The 13,768-nt window shown below is 73.6% G+C and carries 12 protein-coding genes; 10 read left to right on the top strand and 2 right to left on the bottom strand.

The window, feature by feature from the left end:
* The first annotated feature begins 3 nt into the window (after nucleotides 1-3).
* The 9 genes from CK485_RS27220 to CK485_RS27180 all read left to right on the top strand — a co-directional run bounded on the left by CK485_RS27220 (nucleotide 4) and on the right by CK485_RS27180 (nucleotide 10,226).
* Nucleotides 4-2,280 (top strand): DNA polymerase III subunit gamma and tau, encoded by a 2,277-nt coding sequence (locus CK485_RS27220; RefSeq protein WP_109454589.1) that lies wholly within the window; start codon nucleotides 4-6, stop codon nucleotides 2,278-2,280.
* 292 nt (nucleotides 2,281-2,572) lie between these two features.
* Nucleotides 2,573-2,917, top strand: a complete 345-nt coding sequence (locus CK485_RS27215) for a YbaB/EbfC family nucleoid-associated protein (RefSeq protein ID WP_109454588.1) — start codon at nucleotides 2,573-2,575, stop codon at nucleotides 2,915-2,917.
* Nucleotides 2,918-2,991: 74 nt separating this feature from the next.
* Nucleotides 2,992-3,591 (top strand): recombination mediator RecR, encoded by a 600-nt coding sequence (gene recR / locus CK485_RS27210; RefSeq protein WP_109454587.1) that lies wholly within the window; start codon nucleotides 2,992-2,994, stop codon nucleotides 3,589-3,591.
* Nucleotides 3,584-4,417 carry a DUF5063 domain-containing protein gene (locus tag CK485_RS27205; RefSeq protein WP_342673506.1) on the top strand — a complete coding sequence of 278 codons (834 nt, stop codon included), beginning with the start codon at nucleotides 3,584-3,586 and terminating at the stop codon, nucleotides 4,415-4,417. Before recR ends, CK485_RS27205 begins: the two co-directional genes overlap by 8 nt.
* Nucleotides 4,418-4,732: 315 nt before the next feature.
* A complete protein-coding gene (locus tag CK485_RS27200) occupies nucleotides 4,733-6,004 on the top strand; it encodes an aspartate kinase (protein ID WP_109454586.1) in 1,272 nt (423 codons plus the stop codon).
* Nucleotides 6,001-7,122, top strand: coding sequence for an aspartate-semialdehyde dehydrogenase (locus CK485_RS27195; protein WP_109454585.1), 1,122 nt, complete (start codon nucleotides 6,001-6,003; stop codon nucleotides 7,120-7,122). The genes CK485_RS27200 and CK485_RS27195 overlap by 4 nt, the downstream gene beginning before the upstream one ends.
* Before the next feature lie 290 nt (nucleotides 7,123-7,412).
* Nucleotides 7,413-8,078, top strand: coding sequence for a SigE family RNA polymerase sigma factor (locus CK485_RS27190; protein WP_241968638.1), 666 nt, complete (start codon nucleotides 7,413-7,415; stop codon nucleotides 8,076-8,078).
* On the top strand, nucleotides 8,075-9,271 hold the full coding sequence (locus CK485_RS27185; RefSeq protein WP_109454584.1) for a hypothetical protein: 1,197 nt from the start codon (nucleotides 8,075-8,077) through the stop codon (nucleotides 9,269-9,271). Before CK485_RS27190 ends, CK485_RS27185 begins: the two co-directional genes overlap by 4 nt.
* Nucleotides 9,272-9,326: 55 nt before the next feature.
* The gene (locus CK485_RS27180) at nucleotides 9,327-10,226 is read left to right on the top strand and encodes an SURF1 family protein (protein WP_109454583.1); all 900 of its coding nucleotides are present in this window, start codon (nucleotides 9,327-9,329) and stop codon (nucleotides 10,224-10,226) included.
* A gap of 10 nt (nucleotides 10,227-10,236) precedes the next feature.
* On the opposite strand, the gene CK485_RS27175 is transcribed toward CK485_RS27180, so the two are convergent.
* Nucleotides 10,237-12,081, bottom strand: a complete 1,845-nt coding sequence (locus tag CK485_RS27175; RefSeq protein WP_109454582.1) for a prolyl oligopeptidase family serine peptidase — start codon at nucleotides 12,079-12,081, stop codon at nucleotides 10,237-10,239.
* A gap of 243 nt (nucleotides 12,082-12,324) precedes the next feature.
* The gene (locus CK485_RS27170) at nucleotides 12,325-12,516 is read right to left on the bottom strand and encodes a DUF1059 domain-containing protein (RefSeq protein ID WP_109454581.1); all 192 of its coding nucleotides are present in this window, start codon (nucleotides 12,514-12,516) and stop codon (nucleotides 12,325-12,327) included.
* A 159-nt stretch (nucleotides 12,517-12,675) separates the two neighbouring features.
* Between CK485_RS27170 and CK485_RS27165 the strand changes: the two genes are divergently transcribed.
* Nucleotides 12,676-13,761, top strand: a complete 1,086-nt coding sequence (locus CK485_RS27165) for a class I SAM-dependent methyltransferase (protein WP_109454580.1) — start codon at nucleotides 12,676-12,678, stop codon at nucleotides 13,759-13,761.
* Nucleotides 13,762-13,768: the final 7 nt, after the last annotated feature.

Genomic DNA, 13,768 nt, shown 5'->3' with positions numbered 1-13,768 from the left:
AGCGTGTCTCTCGCTCTGTACCGCCGCTACCGTCCCGAGTCCTTCGCCGAGGTCATCGGGCAGGAGCACGTCACCGACCCGTTGTCGCAGGCGCTGCGCAACAACCGGGTCAACCACGCGTACCTGTTCAGCGGTCCGCGCGGCTGCGGCAAGACGACCAGCGCGCGGATCCTCGCCCGGTGCCTGAACTGCGAGCAGGGGCCCACGCCGACGCCGTGCGGCGAGTGCCGTTCCTGCCGCGACCTGGCGCGCAACGGGCCGGGCTCGATCGACGTCATCGAGATCGACGCCGCGTCGCACGGCGGCGTGGACGACGCGCGCGACCTGCGGGAGAAGGCCTTCTTCGGGCCCGCGTCCAGCCGGTACAAGATCTACATCATCGACGAGGCCCACATGGTCACCTCGGCGGGCTTCAACGCCCTGCTGAAGGTCGTCGAGGAGCCGCCGGAGCACCTGAAGTTCATCTTCGCGACCACCGAGCCGGAGAAGGTCATCGGCACGATCCGGTCGCGCACCCACCACTACCCGTTCCGCCTGGTCCCGCCGGGCACGCTGCGCGACTACCTGGCCGAGGTCTGCGCCCGGGAGGCCATCGCGGTCGAGGACGGCGTGTACCCGCTGGTCGTCCGGGCCGGTGCGGGCTCGGTCCGTGACTCGATGTCGGTGATGGACCAGCTGCTCGCCGGCGCGGGCGAGTCCGGCGTGACGTACGCGATGGCCACCGCGCTGCTCGGCTACACCGACGGCGCGCTGCTGGACGACGTGGTGGACGCCTTCGCCGCGGGTGACGGCGCGGCGGCCTTCGAGGTCGTCGACCGCGTCATCGAGGGCGGCCACGACCCGCGCCGTTTCGTCGCCGACCTGCTGGAGCGGCTGCGTGACCTGGTCATCCTGGCCGCCGTCCCGGACGCGGGTGAGAAGGGGTTGATAGACGCCCCGGCCGACGTGGTCGAGCGGATGGCGGCCCAGGCCTCGGTCTTCGGCGCCGCCGAGCTGAGCCGCGCCGCGGACCTGGTCAACGCCGGTCTGACCGAGATGCGCGGTGCCACCTCGCCGCGCCTCCAACTGGAGCTGATCTGCGCCCGCGTGCTGCTGCCCGCCGCCTACGGCGACGAACGCGCCGTCGCCGCCCGGCTGGACCGGCTGGAGCGGCAGGCCCTGGCGGGTGGACTCGCGGCGCCCACGGGTTACGCGCCCGAGCCGGGCGGCGGCGCGCAGGCGACCGGTTCGGTGAACGGCCCCGCGGAGGCCCGGGCGGCGGTGCGGCCCGCTCCGGGCGGCCCGGGCCAGGTGCCCGCCCCCGCCACGCCTCCCGCGCCCGCCGTGCCCGCCGCCCCGGCCGCCCCGGTCCCGGCGGCCGACGCTCCTCCCACTCCTCCGGCTCCCGCCGCAACGGCGTCGGCGGACGCCCCGGCCGCTTCCGCCGCCCGGGTCCCCGGGGCCTGGCCGACCGCCGCGCGGCCCGGTTCCGGGGGCGCCCCGAGCCCCGCGCCGGGGGCCTGGCCCACCGCCACCCCGCCGTCGTCCCCGGCCGCGCCGCCGTCGTCCCCGGCGGCGCCCGCGCAGGCGCCCGCCCCCGCGACGGCCGCGTCCGGGCAGGCGCCTGCCCCGAGCGGTGCCGGGGCTGTCGCGGGCGATCCGTCCCGGGTGCGCCAGATGTGGCCCGACATCCTCGAAGCGGTCAAGAACCGCCGCCGCTTCACCTGGATCCTGCTGAGCCAGAACGCGCAGGTCGTCGGGTTCGACGGGACGACGCTCCAGCTCGGGTTCGCCAACCCGGGTGCCCGCGACAGCTTCGTCAGCGGCGGCAGCGAGGACGTCCTGCGCCAGGCGGTCAACGACCTGCTGCACGTCGAGTGGAAGATCGAGGCGCTGGTCGACCCGTCTGGCGGCAGCGGGGGAGGGGGAGGCCAGGGAGGCTTCGGGCCGTCCGGGTCCTCCGGGCCGCAGGGCGGAGGCTTCCCCGGCCCGTCGCGCCCGTCCGCCGCGGGACCGGCCGGCGCCGCCCCTTCCGCCTCCTTCGCGCCGTCCGCGCCCCCGGCGCAGTCCGGCCCGAGCGGGCCGCCCCGGGGACCGCAGCCGCCGCAGCAGCCGTCGTCCGGGCCCGAGCCGTCGCGCTCCGCGGCGCCCTCCGCGCCGGAGCCGCCCCCGGTCGTCTCGATCGAGGACGACATCCCGGAGGAGGACGACCCCGACCTCGACGACACCGCGCTCACCGGCCACGACCTGATCGTCCGCGAGCTCGGCGCCACGGTGATCGAGGAGATCGTCAACGAGTGACCCCTGGCCGGGCCCCGCCCGCCCGGCCGACCCCTCGGCCGGTGCCCGCCCGGTCAACGCCATCAGCCGCCGGCCGGTCAACGTCATCAGTCGGTAAGGGAAAGTTGACGAAGGGATGACCCTGCCGCCATGCCGTCGGCGTACTCCTGGTAGTGGTGGTGAAAGGGCGGGCGCACGGCGCGCGTTCCGCCGCGCTGGATCCTCCGCACGGCGTAGCGCGCTCCGCCGTTGGAGCACGTAGGCTCGCCCTACCGCATACGTTGGAACGTTGTCGTACGGCAGGAGCGAACCCGTGATCCCCGGTGGTGGTCAGCCCAACATGCAGCAGCTGCTCAAGCAGGCCCAGAAGATGCAGCAGGATCTCGCCGACGCCCAGGCCGAGCTGGCCGAGGCGAAGGTCGAGGGCACCGCGGGCGGCGGGCTGGTGAAGGCCACCGTCAGCGGGGCGGGCGAGCTGGTCGGCCTGGTGATCGCGCCCGACGCGGTGGACCCGGACGACACCGAGACGCTGGCCGACCTGATCCTCGCCGCGGTGCGCGACGGCAACGCGGCGGCGCAGGCGCTCCAGCAGCAGAAGCTCGGCCCGCTGGCCCAGGGTCTGGGCGGCGGGGGCGGCATCCCCGGCCTGCCGTTCTGACCCGGGCCGACAACGACCGAAGCCCGTCGAGCTGAACCGCAGAACCGCAGAAGGCACAGAGAGAAGGCGTTTTCGTGTACGAAGGCGTGGTCCAGGACCTCATCGACGAACTGGGCAGGCTGCCCGGCGTCGGGCCCAAGAGCGCGCAGCGGATCGCCTTCCACATCCTCCAGGCCGACCCGGCCGACGTCCGGCGGTTGGCGCACGCGCTCGCCGAGGTCAAGGAGAAGGTGCGGTTCTGCGGTGTCTGCGGCAACGTGGCGCAGGACGAGCAGTGCCGGGTCTGCCAGGACCCGCGCCGCGACCCCTCGGTGATCTGCGTCGTCGAGGAGCCGAAGGACGTCGTGGCGGTGGAGCGGACCCGGGAGTTCCGGGGCCGCTACCACGTGCTGGGCGGGGCGATCAGCCCGATCGAGGGCGTCGGCCCGGACGATCTGCGGATACGGGAACTGCTGGCCAGGCTCGCTGACGGCACGGTCACCGAGCTGATCCTGGCCACGGACCCCAATCTGGAGGGAGAGGCCACCGCGACCTACCTCGCGCGCATGGTGAAGCCCATGGGCCTGAAGGTGACGCGGCTGGCCAGCGGGCTGCCCGTGGGGGGCGACCTGGAGTACGCCGACGAGGTCACGCTCGGACGCGCCTTCGAAGGGAGACGACTGCTCGATGTCTGACACAGCGGCCCGCGGCAACGCCCCGGGCGAGCCCCGGCCGACGCCCGCCACGACTGCCACGTCGGCGAACGACAAGTCGAACGGCAAGACGAACGACACGGCGCGCGTCACGGCACACGCCGCGCCGAGCGCGGGTTCCGGCCGCCCGGCCGCCGCGCACGCCGCCTCGCGCGGACGGGCCGGCTCCGGCGCCCCGGACGACTTCGCGGTGCAGATCGCCGACCAGATCGAGAGCTTCATCGTGGCCGTTCGGGAGGTCGCCAAGGGCGACGAGCCCGACAGCGCGGTGCCGTTCCTGTTGCTGGAGGTCTCCCAGCTGATGCTGGCGGGCGGCCGGCTCGGCGCGCACGAGGACATCGTCCCGGACGAGCGCTACGAGCCCGACGCGGGTCCGGAGCCGGACGCCGACCAGCTGCGGGAGAACCTCGCCCGCCTGCTGGAGCCGATCGACGTCTACTCCGAGGTCTTCGACCCGTACGTGCCGCGCAGCATGCCGGTGGCCTGCCGGATCTCCGACGACCTCGCGGACGTGGTGACCGACCTGTCGCACGGCCTCGCCCACTACCGGGAGGGCCGGGTCAGCGAGGCGCTGTGGTGGTGGCAGTTCTCCTACCTGTCCAACTGGGGCCCGACCGCCAGCGCCTCGCTGCGGGCGCTCCAGTCGCTCGTGGCGCACGTACGGCTGGACTCGCCGCTGGACGAGCTGGACGGCCTGGACACCGACACCGACGCTTCGGCCGGCGACGAGACGCTGGCGGAGGAGGCGGGCCGGGTGATGGCCGCCGAGATCGCCGAACCGCTGGGCCTGCGCCGCCCACGTGTGTGACGCGCCGCCCACGCGCGTGAAGCGTCGCCCACGCACGTGACGCGTCCGCCCGGGCGTGTGACGGGGACAGCGCGTCGCCCACCCGTGTGACCTGTCTTACGTCTCCGTGTGCCGTCGCGAGGAGCGGGCATGCTCCGCAGCTGAAGCGGCCGAGCGGTGCGCGCCCGCGCCGGTGTGATCATGTAGTGAGCGGCAAGTCTCACGATGTGATACGCCCGGGGCGGATCGCGCCCGCTCGTTAGACTGAGCCGAACGCATTCCCCCTCGCGGGGGTCTGGGGGAATGCCCCAGAAAACACAGTTGCGAGGAGCGCACGTGGGCCTTGTCGTGCAGAAGTACGGCGGCTCATCCGTTGCGGATGCCGAGGGCATCAAGCGCGTCGCCAAGCGGATCGTCGATGCCAAGAAGAGCGGCCACCAGGTGGTCGTCGTGGTGTCGGCGATGGGTGACACGACGGACGAGTTGATCGATCTCGCCCAGCAGGTATCTCCGATCCCTGCCGGACGCGAGTTCGACATGCTGCTGACCGCCGGAGAGCGGATCTCCATGGCCCTGCTGGCGATGGCGATCAAAAACCTCGGTCACGAGGCGCAGTCCTTCACCGGGAGCCAGGCCGGGGTCATCACCGACTCGGTCCACAACAAGGCCCGGATCATCGACGTCACACCGGGCCGCATCCGCACCGCGCTGGACGAGGGCAACATCGCCATCGTCGCCGGTTTCCAGGGGGTGTCCCACGACAAGAAGGACATCACCACGCTCGGCCGGGGCGGCTCGGACACCACGGCCGTGGCGCTGGCCGCCGCGCTCGACGCCGAGGTGTGCGAGATCTACACGGACGTCGACGGCGTCTTCACCGCCGACCCGCGGGTGGTGAAGAAGGCCCGCAAGATCGACTGGATCTCCTTCGAGGACATGCTGGAGCTGGCCTCGTCCGGATCCAAGGTGCTGCTGCACCGCTGCGTGGAATACGCGCGCCGATACAACATCCCGATCCACGTGCGCTCGTCCTTCTCCGGACTGCGCGGGACCTGGGTCAGCAACGAACCGCTAGGGGGCCACCCGATGGAGCAGGCGATCATTTCGGGGGTCGCGCACGACACGTCCGAGGCGAAGGTCACGGTCGTCGGCGTACCGGACAAGCCGGGCGAGGCCGCGACGATCTTCCGCGCGATCGCCGACGCGCAGATCAACATCGACATGGTCGTGCAGAACGTGTCGGCCGCCTCGACCGGTCTGACCGACATCTCCTTCACCCTGCCGAAGACCGACGGCCGCAAGGCGGTCCAGGCCCTGGAGCGCACCCGCCCCCAGGTCGGCTTCGACTCGCTGCGCTACGACGACCAGATCGCCAAGATCTCGCTGGTCGGCGCCGGCATGAAGACCAACCCCGGCGTCACCGCGACGTTCTTCGAGGCGCTGTCCAACGCGGGCGTCAACATCGAGCTGATCTCCACCTCCGAGATCCGCATCTCGGTGGTCACCCGCGCCGACGACGTCAACGAGGCGGTCCGCGCCGTCCACACGGCCTTCGGTCTCGACACCGAGAGCGACGAGGCCGTGGTCTACGGAGGGACGGGCCGATGACCGCGTTCCCCAAGGGCAGGAAGCCCACCCGTCACCCGGCCGCCACCCCTGACGGACGGCACTCCGTGCCGAAGCCCACTTTGGCCGTCGTCGGTGCCACCGGCGCGGTCGGGACCGTGATGCTGGGCATCCTCTCCTCGCGCGAGGACGTCTGGGGCGAGATCCGGCTGATCGCCTCCCCGCGCTCCGCCGGGCGCAGGCTCGTCGTGCGCGGCGAGGAGGTCGAGGTCGTCGCGCTGAGCGAGGAGGCGTTCGAGGGCGTCGACGTCGCGATGTTCGACGTGCCGGACGAGGTCTCCGCGCAGTGGGCGCCGATCGCGGCCTCCAAGGGCGCGGTGGCGGTGGACAACTCCGGCGCGTTCCGCATGGACGACGACGTGCCGCTGGTGGTCCCGGAGGTCAACGCGCACGCGGCGCGGGTGCGTCCGCGCGGCATCATCTCCAACCCCAACTGCACCACGCTGTCGATGATCGTGGCGCTGGGCGCGCTGCACGCCGAGTTCGGCCTGTCCGAGCTGGTCGTCTCCTCCTACCAGGCGGCGTCCGGCGCGGGCCAGCCCGGCATCGACACCCTGCGCGAGCAGATCGCCAAGGTGGGCGGCACCTCCCTGGGCACCCAGCCCGGCGACGTGCGGCGCGCCGTCGGTGACTTCGGCCCGTTCCCGGCGCCGCTGGCGCTCAACGTGGTGCCGTGGGCGGGCTCGCTGAAGGACGAGGGCTGGTCCAGCGAGGAGCTGAAGGTCCGCAACGAGTCCCGCAAGATCCTCGGCCTGCCCGACCTGCGGGTCAACGCGACCTGTGTGCGCGTCCCCGTCATCACCACGCACTCGCTCACCGTCCACGCGCGGTTCGAGAACGAGGTGTCGGTGGCCCGGGCGCACGAGATCCTGGGCAGCGCGCCGGGCGTCGTGGTCTGCGACAACCCGGCCGAGGGCGAGTTCCCCACCCCCGCCGACGCGGTGGGCACCGACCCGACCTGGGTCGGCCGGGTCCGCCGGTCGCTCGACGACCCGTACGCGCTGGAGCTGTTCCTGTGCGGCGACAACCTCCGCAAGGGGGCCGCGCTGAACACCGCTCAAATCGCCGAGCTGGTCGCCGCCGAACTGACCGGCGCCTGAAAGCCCTGCCGGACGACCGGTCTTGTGAAGGACTTGTGACGAAGTCTGTGGTCTGTACCGCTTGAAGCGGACCGCTCGGACGTTCGACAATGACGCTCCCCGCCCTGCTGCCACGGCAGTTGGGCGGGGAGCGTGTTTTTTCGTACCGGCGGCCTCGTATCGGCGGTAACGGGGGCGTATCGGGTTGTCGGCGCAGACCGGGGCAGTGGGGATGAGTTGGTTCGCATGCGGATCTCGTACAACCCTTGCGGGTGGGCGGGAGTCCAACAGTCGTGGCAGAGGCACTCGGCATGGCAACGCCCTTCACGGCGCCGCTGGGACGGGCGGGGAGCGCTCCCGCGCCGTTGCGTGCGTCCCGTCCCTCGGGCGGTCTGCCGGTGATCGCGCCCTGGCCGGTCGCGCACGCGCCGGCGGACGCCCCGGTGAGTGCCACCGCGGCGGGCGCTGACGACGCGATGACCGCGGGCACCACGGTCGACCACCTCACCGAGACCTACCGCGCCCACTACCGTTCGCTGCTCGGCCTCGCCGCGCTGCTGCTGGACGACACCGCCTCCTGCGAGGACGTCGTCCAGGAGGCGTTCATCCGGGTGCACTCCGCCCGCGGCCGGGTCCGCGAGCCCGAGAAGACCCTCGCCTACCTGCGCCAGACGGTCGTCAACCTCTCCCGCTCCGCGCTGCGCCGCCGCATCCTGGGCCTGAAGCTGCTGTCCAAGCCGATGCCGGACATGGCCAGCGCCGAGGAGGGCGCCTACGAGCAGCTGGAACGCGACCAGCTCATCCGCTCGATGCGCGGCCTGCAACGGCGCCAGCGCGAGGTGCTGGTGCTGCGGTACTTCGCCGACATGACCGAGGCTCAGGTGGCCGAGACGCTGGGCATATCCGTAGGCTCCGTCAAGGCGTACGGGTCCCGCGGCATCGCGGCCCTCCGTGTCGCCATGGAGACCCCGGCATGACCACAGACCCCTTCGGCCAGGAAGGCATGGCGGAAGACGACACCCCGCGCGACAGAGCCGCGCACGGCGACCGCGCCCACGACGACTCCGGCTACGAGGGCAGCGGCCCCGACGGCTCCGGCCACGGCGCCCGAGCCCCGCGCGACGAGTCGCCCTGCGGTGACGCCCTCGGCGCGCCCTTCGGGGAGGACGAGCTGCGCCGCCTGATGCGCGACGCCGTGCGCGACGTCGACCCGTGCCCCGAGGCGCTGGAGCGGCTGCGCCGTGGCGTGCCCGCGCGGCGGGCGAGACGGCGGCAGGCCGTGGTGGGCGCCGCGGCGAGCGTGCTGCTGGTCGGCGCCGCCGTGCCCGCGCTGCTGCACGTCACCTCCGGCGGCGGCATGGACAACGCGGGCGTCGCGCGCGCCTCCGGTGCCCAGGGCGACGGCAGCAGCCCCGGTGTGGACGGTGGCGGCACCCCGGACGCCGACGGCGGCCTGCCCGGCGTTCCCGCGACCGTCACCGCCGGGCCGGCCGCGTCCCCCTCGGGCTCCGCCGGCGGCTCACCGTCGCCCGGCGCCTCCGACAGCCCGTCCGGCGCGGCGCTGCCCACGGCCACCTTCGTCACCTCGCCCGCCTGCTCGCGCACCCAGCTCGGCGACGGCACCGCGCAGGCCGCCGCCCCCGACCAGCAGGGCCGCGTCTACGGCTCGTTCCGCGTCGTCAACGTCTCGCACACCAGCTGCACGGTGAGCGACGGCGGCACCCTGTCGGTCACCGCCCAGGGCGCGGCCGACGCCTCCAGGATCCAGGTCGTCCAGCACACCGAGGGCGATCCGGCGACCGCGCTGCCAGACCCGGCGACCGAGCCGGACTCCGTGGTGGTGCCGCCCGGCCAGGCCTACCAGGTCCGCTTCGCCTTCGTCCCCGCCCCCGGCGGCGGCACCTCGGGCTGCGCCACCGACCCGCCCCCCGCCTCGGGCGGCGCGGACGGATCGGGCGGCGCGTCCGGCGGCTCGGGCGACGGCACCGGCGCGGCCCCCGGCGACGGCACGGGGGACGCCGGCGGGGGTGCGGCGCCCACCAGCACACCGTCCGGCGAGGGCGTCGCGCTGACCGACGTGACCACCCAGGGCGGCCCCGCCCCCGCCGTCACCCTGCCCTCGGCCTGCGCCGGGACCGTCTACCGCACCGAGGCGCTGCCCGTCCCGTAGCCGGGAGCCGGGGGGCGGGTCCGGGCGGCCTGCCGTGCCCCCTTACCGTTGAGACGTGTACCGGTTCCTGCTGACCCCCCGCTGGCTCGGGATCACCCTTGTCTCGCTCCTCGCCATCCCCTTCTGCGTCTTCATGGGGACCTGGCAGCTGAGCCGGTTCGACGCCCGCGTCGCCCAGCACCGCACCGCCGAGCACGCACCGCGCCCCGGCACCGCCCCCGCCATCCCGCTGAACCGGGCCCTGCCGACCGTGAAGACCCCGGTCGACCAGGCCACCTCGGGGCGGAACGTCACCGTGACCGGGCACTACGACCTCGCCCACCAGTACCTCGTGCCGGACCGCTACGTCGACAACCGGAGCGGCTTCTACGTGCTCGGGCTGCTGCGCACCGACGGCGGCACGCTGCCCGTGGTGCGCGGCTGGCTGCCCGGCGACGCCGACCACCCCGGACACGTTCCGGCGCCCCCCGCGGGGCAGGTCACCGTCACCGGCACCCTCCAGGCCTCGGAGGCACCGGGCGACGACGGGGTGGACTCCGACGGCGGGCTGCCCGCCGGACAGGTCGGCATGATCAGCGCCGCCTCGCTGGTCAACCTGGTGCCGTACCCGGTCTACAACGGGTGGATCACGCTGGTCGACGCCGCGGCGCCGATGAAGGCGGTGCCGCCCGCCGCGCCGCCCAACACCGGGCTCGACATGCAGGCGTTCCAGAACCTCGGCTACACCGGCGAGTGGTTCGTCTTCGCGGGCTTCGTGGTCTTCATCTGGGTCCGGCTGGCCCGCCGTGAGGCGGAGGTCGTCCGGGACCGGGCGCTGGGCCTGATCCCGGACGAGGACGACACGGAGCCGAAGCCGGACGGCGATCCGACCGACGAGGCGGGCGCGGACGACGGGGCGGAGGCGGGCGACGAGGCGGAGGCGGACGCCGCCGCCTCGCACCCCGCCACCCCTTGAGCCACCCGCGTCAGGACTGCGGTGCCGAGCCCACGCCGCTCAGCGGGGGCCGTTCGCCGGAGCCCGGGGCGCCGCCCAGGTGCTTCTCGGCGAACGCCAGCTCCAGCCGCAGCTGCTTGATCCGTTCCTCGACGACGAGCGAGCCGTGCCCGGCGTCGTAGCGGTAGACCTCGTGGGTCCTGCCCAGCTCCGCCAGCCGCCCCACGTAGTTGTCGATCTGCCGTATCGGGCAGCGCGGGTCGTTGGTGCCGGCCGAGATGAAGACCGGCGCCCGCACGGCCTCCACGTAGGTGATCGGCGACGACGCGGTGTAGCGCTCGGGCACCTCCTGCGGGGAGCCGCCGAACATCGTGCGGTCCAGCGCCTTCAACGGCTCCATCTCGTCCTCGTAGCTGGCCAGGTAGTCCGCCACCGGCACCGCCGCGAGCCCCACCGACCACGCCTCCGGCTGGGTGCCCAGACCCAGCAGCGTCAGGTAGCCGCCCCACGAACCGCCGGACAGCACCAGCCGCGACGGGTCGGCGAGCCCGCTGTCCACCGCCCAGGCGCGTACCGCCGCGATGTCCTCCAGCTCGATCAGGCCCACGCGGATCTTCAGCGCGTCCGTCCACTCGCGCCCGTAACCGGTGGAGCCGCGGTAGTTGACGCGCACCACCGCGTAGCCGTGGTCGATCCAGGCCGCCGGGGCCGCCGCGAAGGCGTCGCTGTCGTGCCAGGCGGGGCCGCCGTGGATGTCGAAGACGGTCGGGAACGGGCCCTCGCCCTCGGGCCGCTGCACCAGCGCGTGCACCGGGCCGCCCGGACCTTCCACCCAGACGTCCTCGACCGGAACCGACGCCGGAGCGGTGAAGCCCGGCGCCTCCAGCACGAGGCCGCCCCGGTCGGAGCGCACCTGCGGCGGCAGCGCGGCCGACGACCACAGGAACTCCACCGTGCCGTCCGGGCGGGCGGTGGCGCCGCCGATGGTGCCGGGGTCGGTGGGGATGCGGGTGAGCGCGCCGGTCGCCAGCTCGTGGCGCCACAGCTCGCTGCGGCCCCGGTAGGTGTGCTCGACCAGCAGGGCCGAGCCGTCCGGGTACCAGTCGGCGCTGATGTCGCCGGGCAGGTCGATCGCCAGTTCCGTCAGCGCGCCGCTCGCCACGTCCCACAGCGCGGGCTCCCAGCGCCCGCGCCGCTGGTGGCCGACGAGCAGCCGGGTGTCCCCGGCGACCGGGGCGAACCCCAGGCACTCCAGGCCGAGTTCGCGGGTGCCGCCCTCGGTGTCGTCCAGCTCGGCGACCGTGCGGCCGTCGAGGTCGACCACGCGCAGCGCGCTGTGCATCGCGTCGCCGTGCTCGGTGTGCTCGATCACCAGCAGCGTGCCGTCCTCGCTGAGGTCGCCGACGCCCGCGGACTGCTCGTGGCGGTAGATCTCCACCGGCTCGGCGCCCGGCCGCAGCACGTACACCGTGGTGCCCTCGTCGTCCGTCGAGCAGCCGACCACCGCGAGCCCGTCGCGGCCCAGCGCGACGCCCGCGGGGTAGGCGGCGGCCACCCCGGGCGCGGCCGGGACGTCCTCGCCCCCGTGGAACGACTGGCGCATCCACACGCCGAACTCGTCGCCGTCGGTGTCGGAGAACCACCACACCCACTCGCCGTCCGGCGTCAGCGTGCCGTCGGTCGTGCCGTTCGGCCGGTCGGTCACCTGCCGTCGCGCGCCGGTCGCGCGGTCCCAGGCGTACAGCTCGTACGTCCCCGTGGCGTTGGAGACGAACAACGAACGGTCAGGGGCGTCCTGCGCCCACTCCGGTAGCCCCACCCGCGGCGCCCGGAACCGCTTCTCCCACTCCGGCATGCCGGCCAAGACATCACTCATACCGTCCATCAAACCCGATCCGCCGCGAGCGGGGCAGGCTGCGTCGGGTCAGACGTGGCCGAGCGGGCGGCCCGCACCCGCCGGACAGGCCGAAGCGGCCGGATCACCCGTGCCGGAGCACACACGCCGAGTCACCCGTGCCGGAGCACGCGCCCCGGATCACCCGTGCCGGATCACCCGTGCCGGATCATTCGTCCCGGAGCACGCGCCCCGGATCACCCGTGCCGGGTCACAGGTGCCGGGTCACACGTGCTGGGGCGCCTCGTCCTTGAGCATCGAGCGGATGCCCTCGCGCAGGGCGGGGGTGTCCTGCTCGCTGTGGACGGAGGCGGCGTGCTCCGCGGCGGCGCGCACCACCTCGTCCTCCTCACCGGAGATGGCCAGCGAGCAGTTGACCTCGCTGGGATAGTCACGGCAGTCGATCGTCTTGCGCATGATGGACCTCCCGGGTCCTGTTCCGTACCCCCAGTCTCGACGCGCCGCCCCGCCCCACGCTGTACGGGAAACCCCGTATGGCCCCGCGCCCCGCGCCCTGCTGGAGTGGAAGCCGTTGGAGCGGAGGGGCACGACCCGACCACCGGGAGGTGGACCGCCATGGCGACGCGGACGCCGGCGCCCGAGCGGCACGTGGACGAAGACAAGGTGATGGAGTTCCTGGAGCAGGTGGTCACCGACGGGGCCGCCGCGATGTCGGGGCTGTGCACGTCGATCGGCGACCGGCTCGGGCTCTACACCGCGATGGCCGGAGCGGGCCCGCTGACCTCGGCCCAACTCGCCGACCGCGCGGGCCTGATGGAGCGTTACGTACGCGAATGGCTGGCGGCGCAGGTGGCCGGCGAGTACGTCACGTACGACGCCGAGGACGACACCTACACGCTGCCGGACGAGCACGCCGCCGTGCTCGCCGACGCGAGCGTGCCCACCTACGCGGCCGGGTTCTTCACCATGCTGCAGGCGCTGTACGGCACCGAGGACGCGCTGCTGGAGGCGTTCCGCACCGGCGACGGCGTGGGCTGGGAGGCACACGGCCCGGCTCTGTTCGCGGGCACCGCCAAGTTCTTCCGGCCCGGCTACACCGCGGCGCTGGTGCCCGAGTGGCTGCCCGCGCTGGAGGACGGCGGGCGCAGGCTGGCCGACGGCGCCAAGGTGGCCGACGTGGGCTGCGGATACGGGTACTCGACGATGCTGATGGCGCGCGAGTACCCCGCGTCCTCCTTCCACGGCTTCGACTTCCACCGCCCCTCCGTCGAGTCGGCCCGGGGGATCGCGGTACGGGAGGGGCTGGCGGACCGGGTGGAGTTCGACGTGGCGACGGCGCAGGACTTCCCCGGCGAGGACTACGACCTGGTCACCTTCTTCGACTGCCTGCACGACATGGGCGACCCGGGCGAGGCCCTGCGGCACGTCGGGGAGACGCTGGCGGCCGACGGGAGCTGCATGATCGTCGAGCCCAACGTCTCGGACGACGTACGGGAGAACGGCCACCCCATCCGCCGGGCCATCGTCAACGCCTCCGTCGCCCTGTGCCTGCCCGCCGCCCTCGCCCAGCACGGGCCCAGCGCGATGGGCAACCACGCGGGCGAGGACGCCATGCGCGAGCTGGCAGGCCGCGCGGGTCTGACGCACTGGCGGCTGGCCGCGGAGTCCCCGGTCAACAGGGTCTACGAGGTGAGCAGGTAGCCCCCGG

It is taken from the genome of Streptomyces sp. ICBB 8177, from assembly GCF_003144095.1.
In the GTDB taxonomy this organism is placed as follows: domain Bacteria; phylum Actinomycetota; class Actinomycetes; order Streptomycetales; family Streptomycetaceae; genus Streptantibioticus_D.
Note: the sequence above shows the minus strand (reverse complement) of the source record. Positions and strands in the feature narration are given on the sequence as shown.

What these genes read in the sequence shown, in the direction of transcription:
- CK485_RS27205 (WP_342673506.1), top strand. Translation starts at nt 3,584, where the DNA reads ATGTCTGACACAGCGGCCCGCGGCAACGCCCCGGGCGAGCCCCGGCCG.
- CK485_RS27195 (WP_109454585.1), top strand. Translation starts at nt 6,001, where the DNA reads ATGACCGCGTTCCCCAAGGGCAGGAAGCCCACCCGTCACCCGGCCGCC.
- CK485_RS27190 (WP_241968638.1), top strand. Translation starts at nt 7,413, where the DNA reads ATGGCAACGCCCTTCACGGCGCCGCTGGGACGGGCGGGGAGCGCTCCC.
- CK485_RS27185 (WP_109454584.1), top strand. Translation starts at nt 8,075, where the DNA reads ATGACCACAGACCCCTTCGGCCAGGAAGGCATGGCGGAAGACGACACC.
- CK485_RS27175 (WP_109454582.1), bottom strand. Translation starts at nt 12,081, where the DNA reads ATGAGTGATGTCTTGGCCGGCATGCCGGAGTGGGAGAAGCGGTTCCGG.
- CK485_RS27170 (WP_109454581.1), bottom strand. Translation starts at nt 12,516, where the DNA reads ATGCGCAAGACGATCGACTGCCGTGACTATCCCAGCGAGGTCAACTGC.
- CK485_RS27165 (WP_109454580.1), top strand. Translation starts at nt 12,676, where the DNA reads ATGGCGACGCGGACGCCGGCGCCCGAGCGGCACGTGGACGAAGACAAG.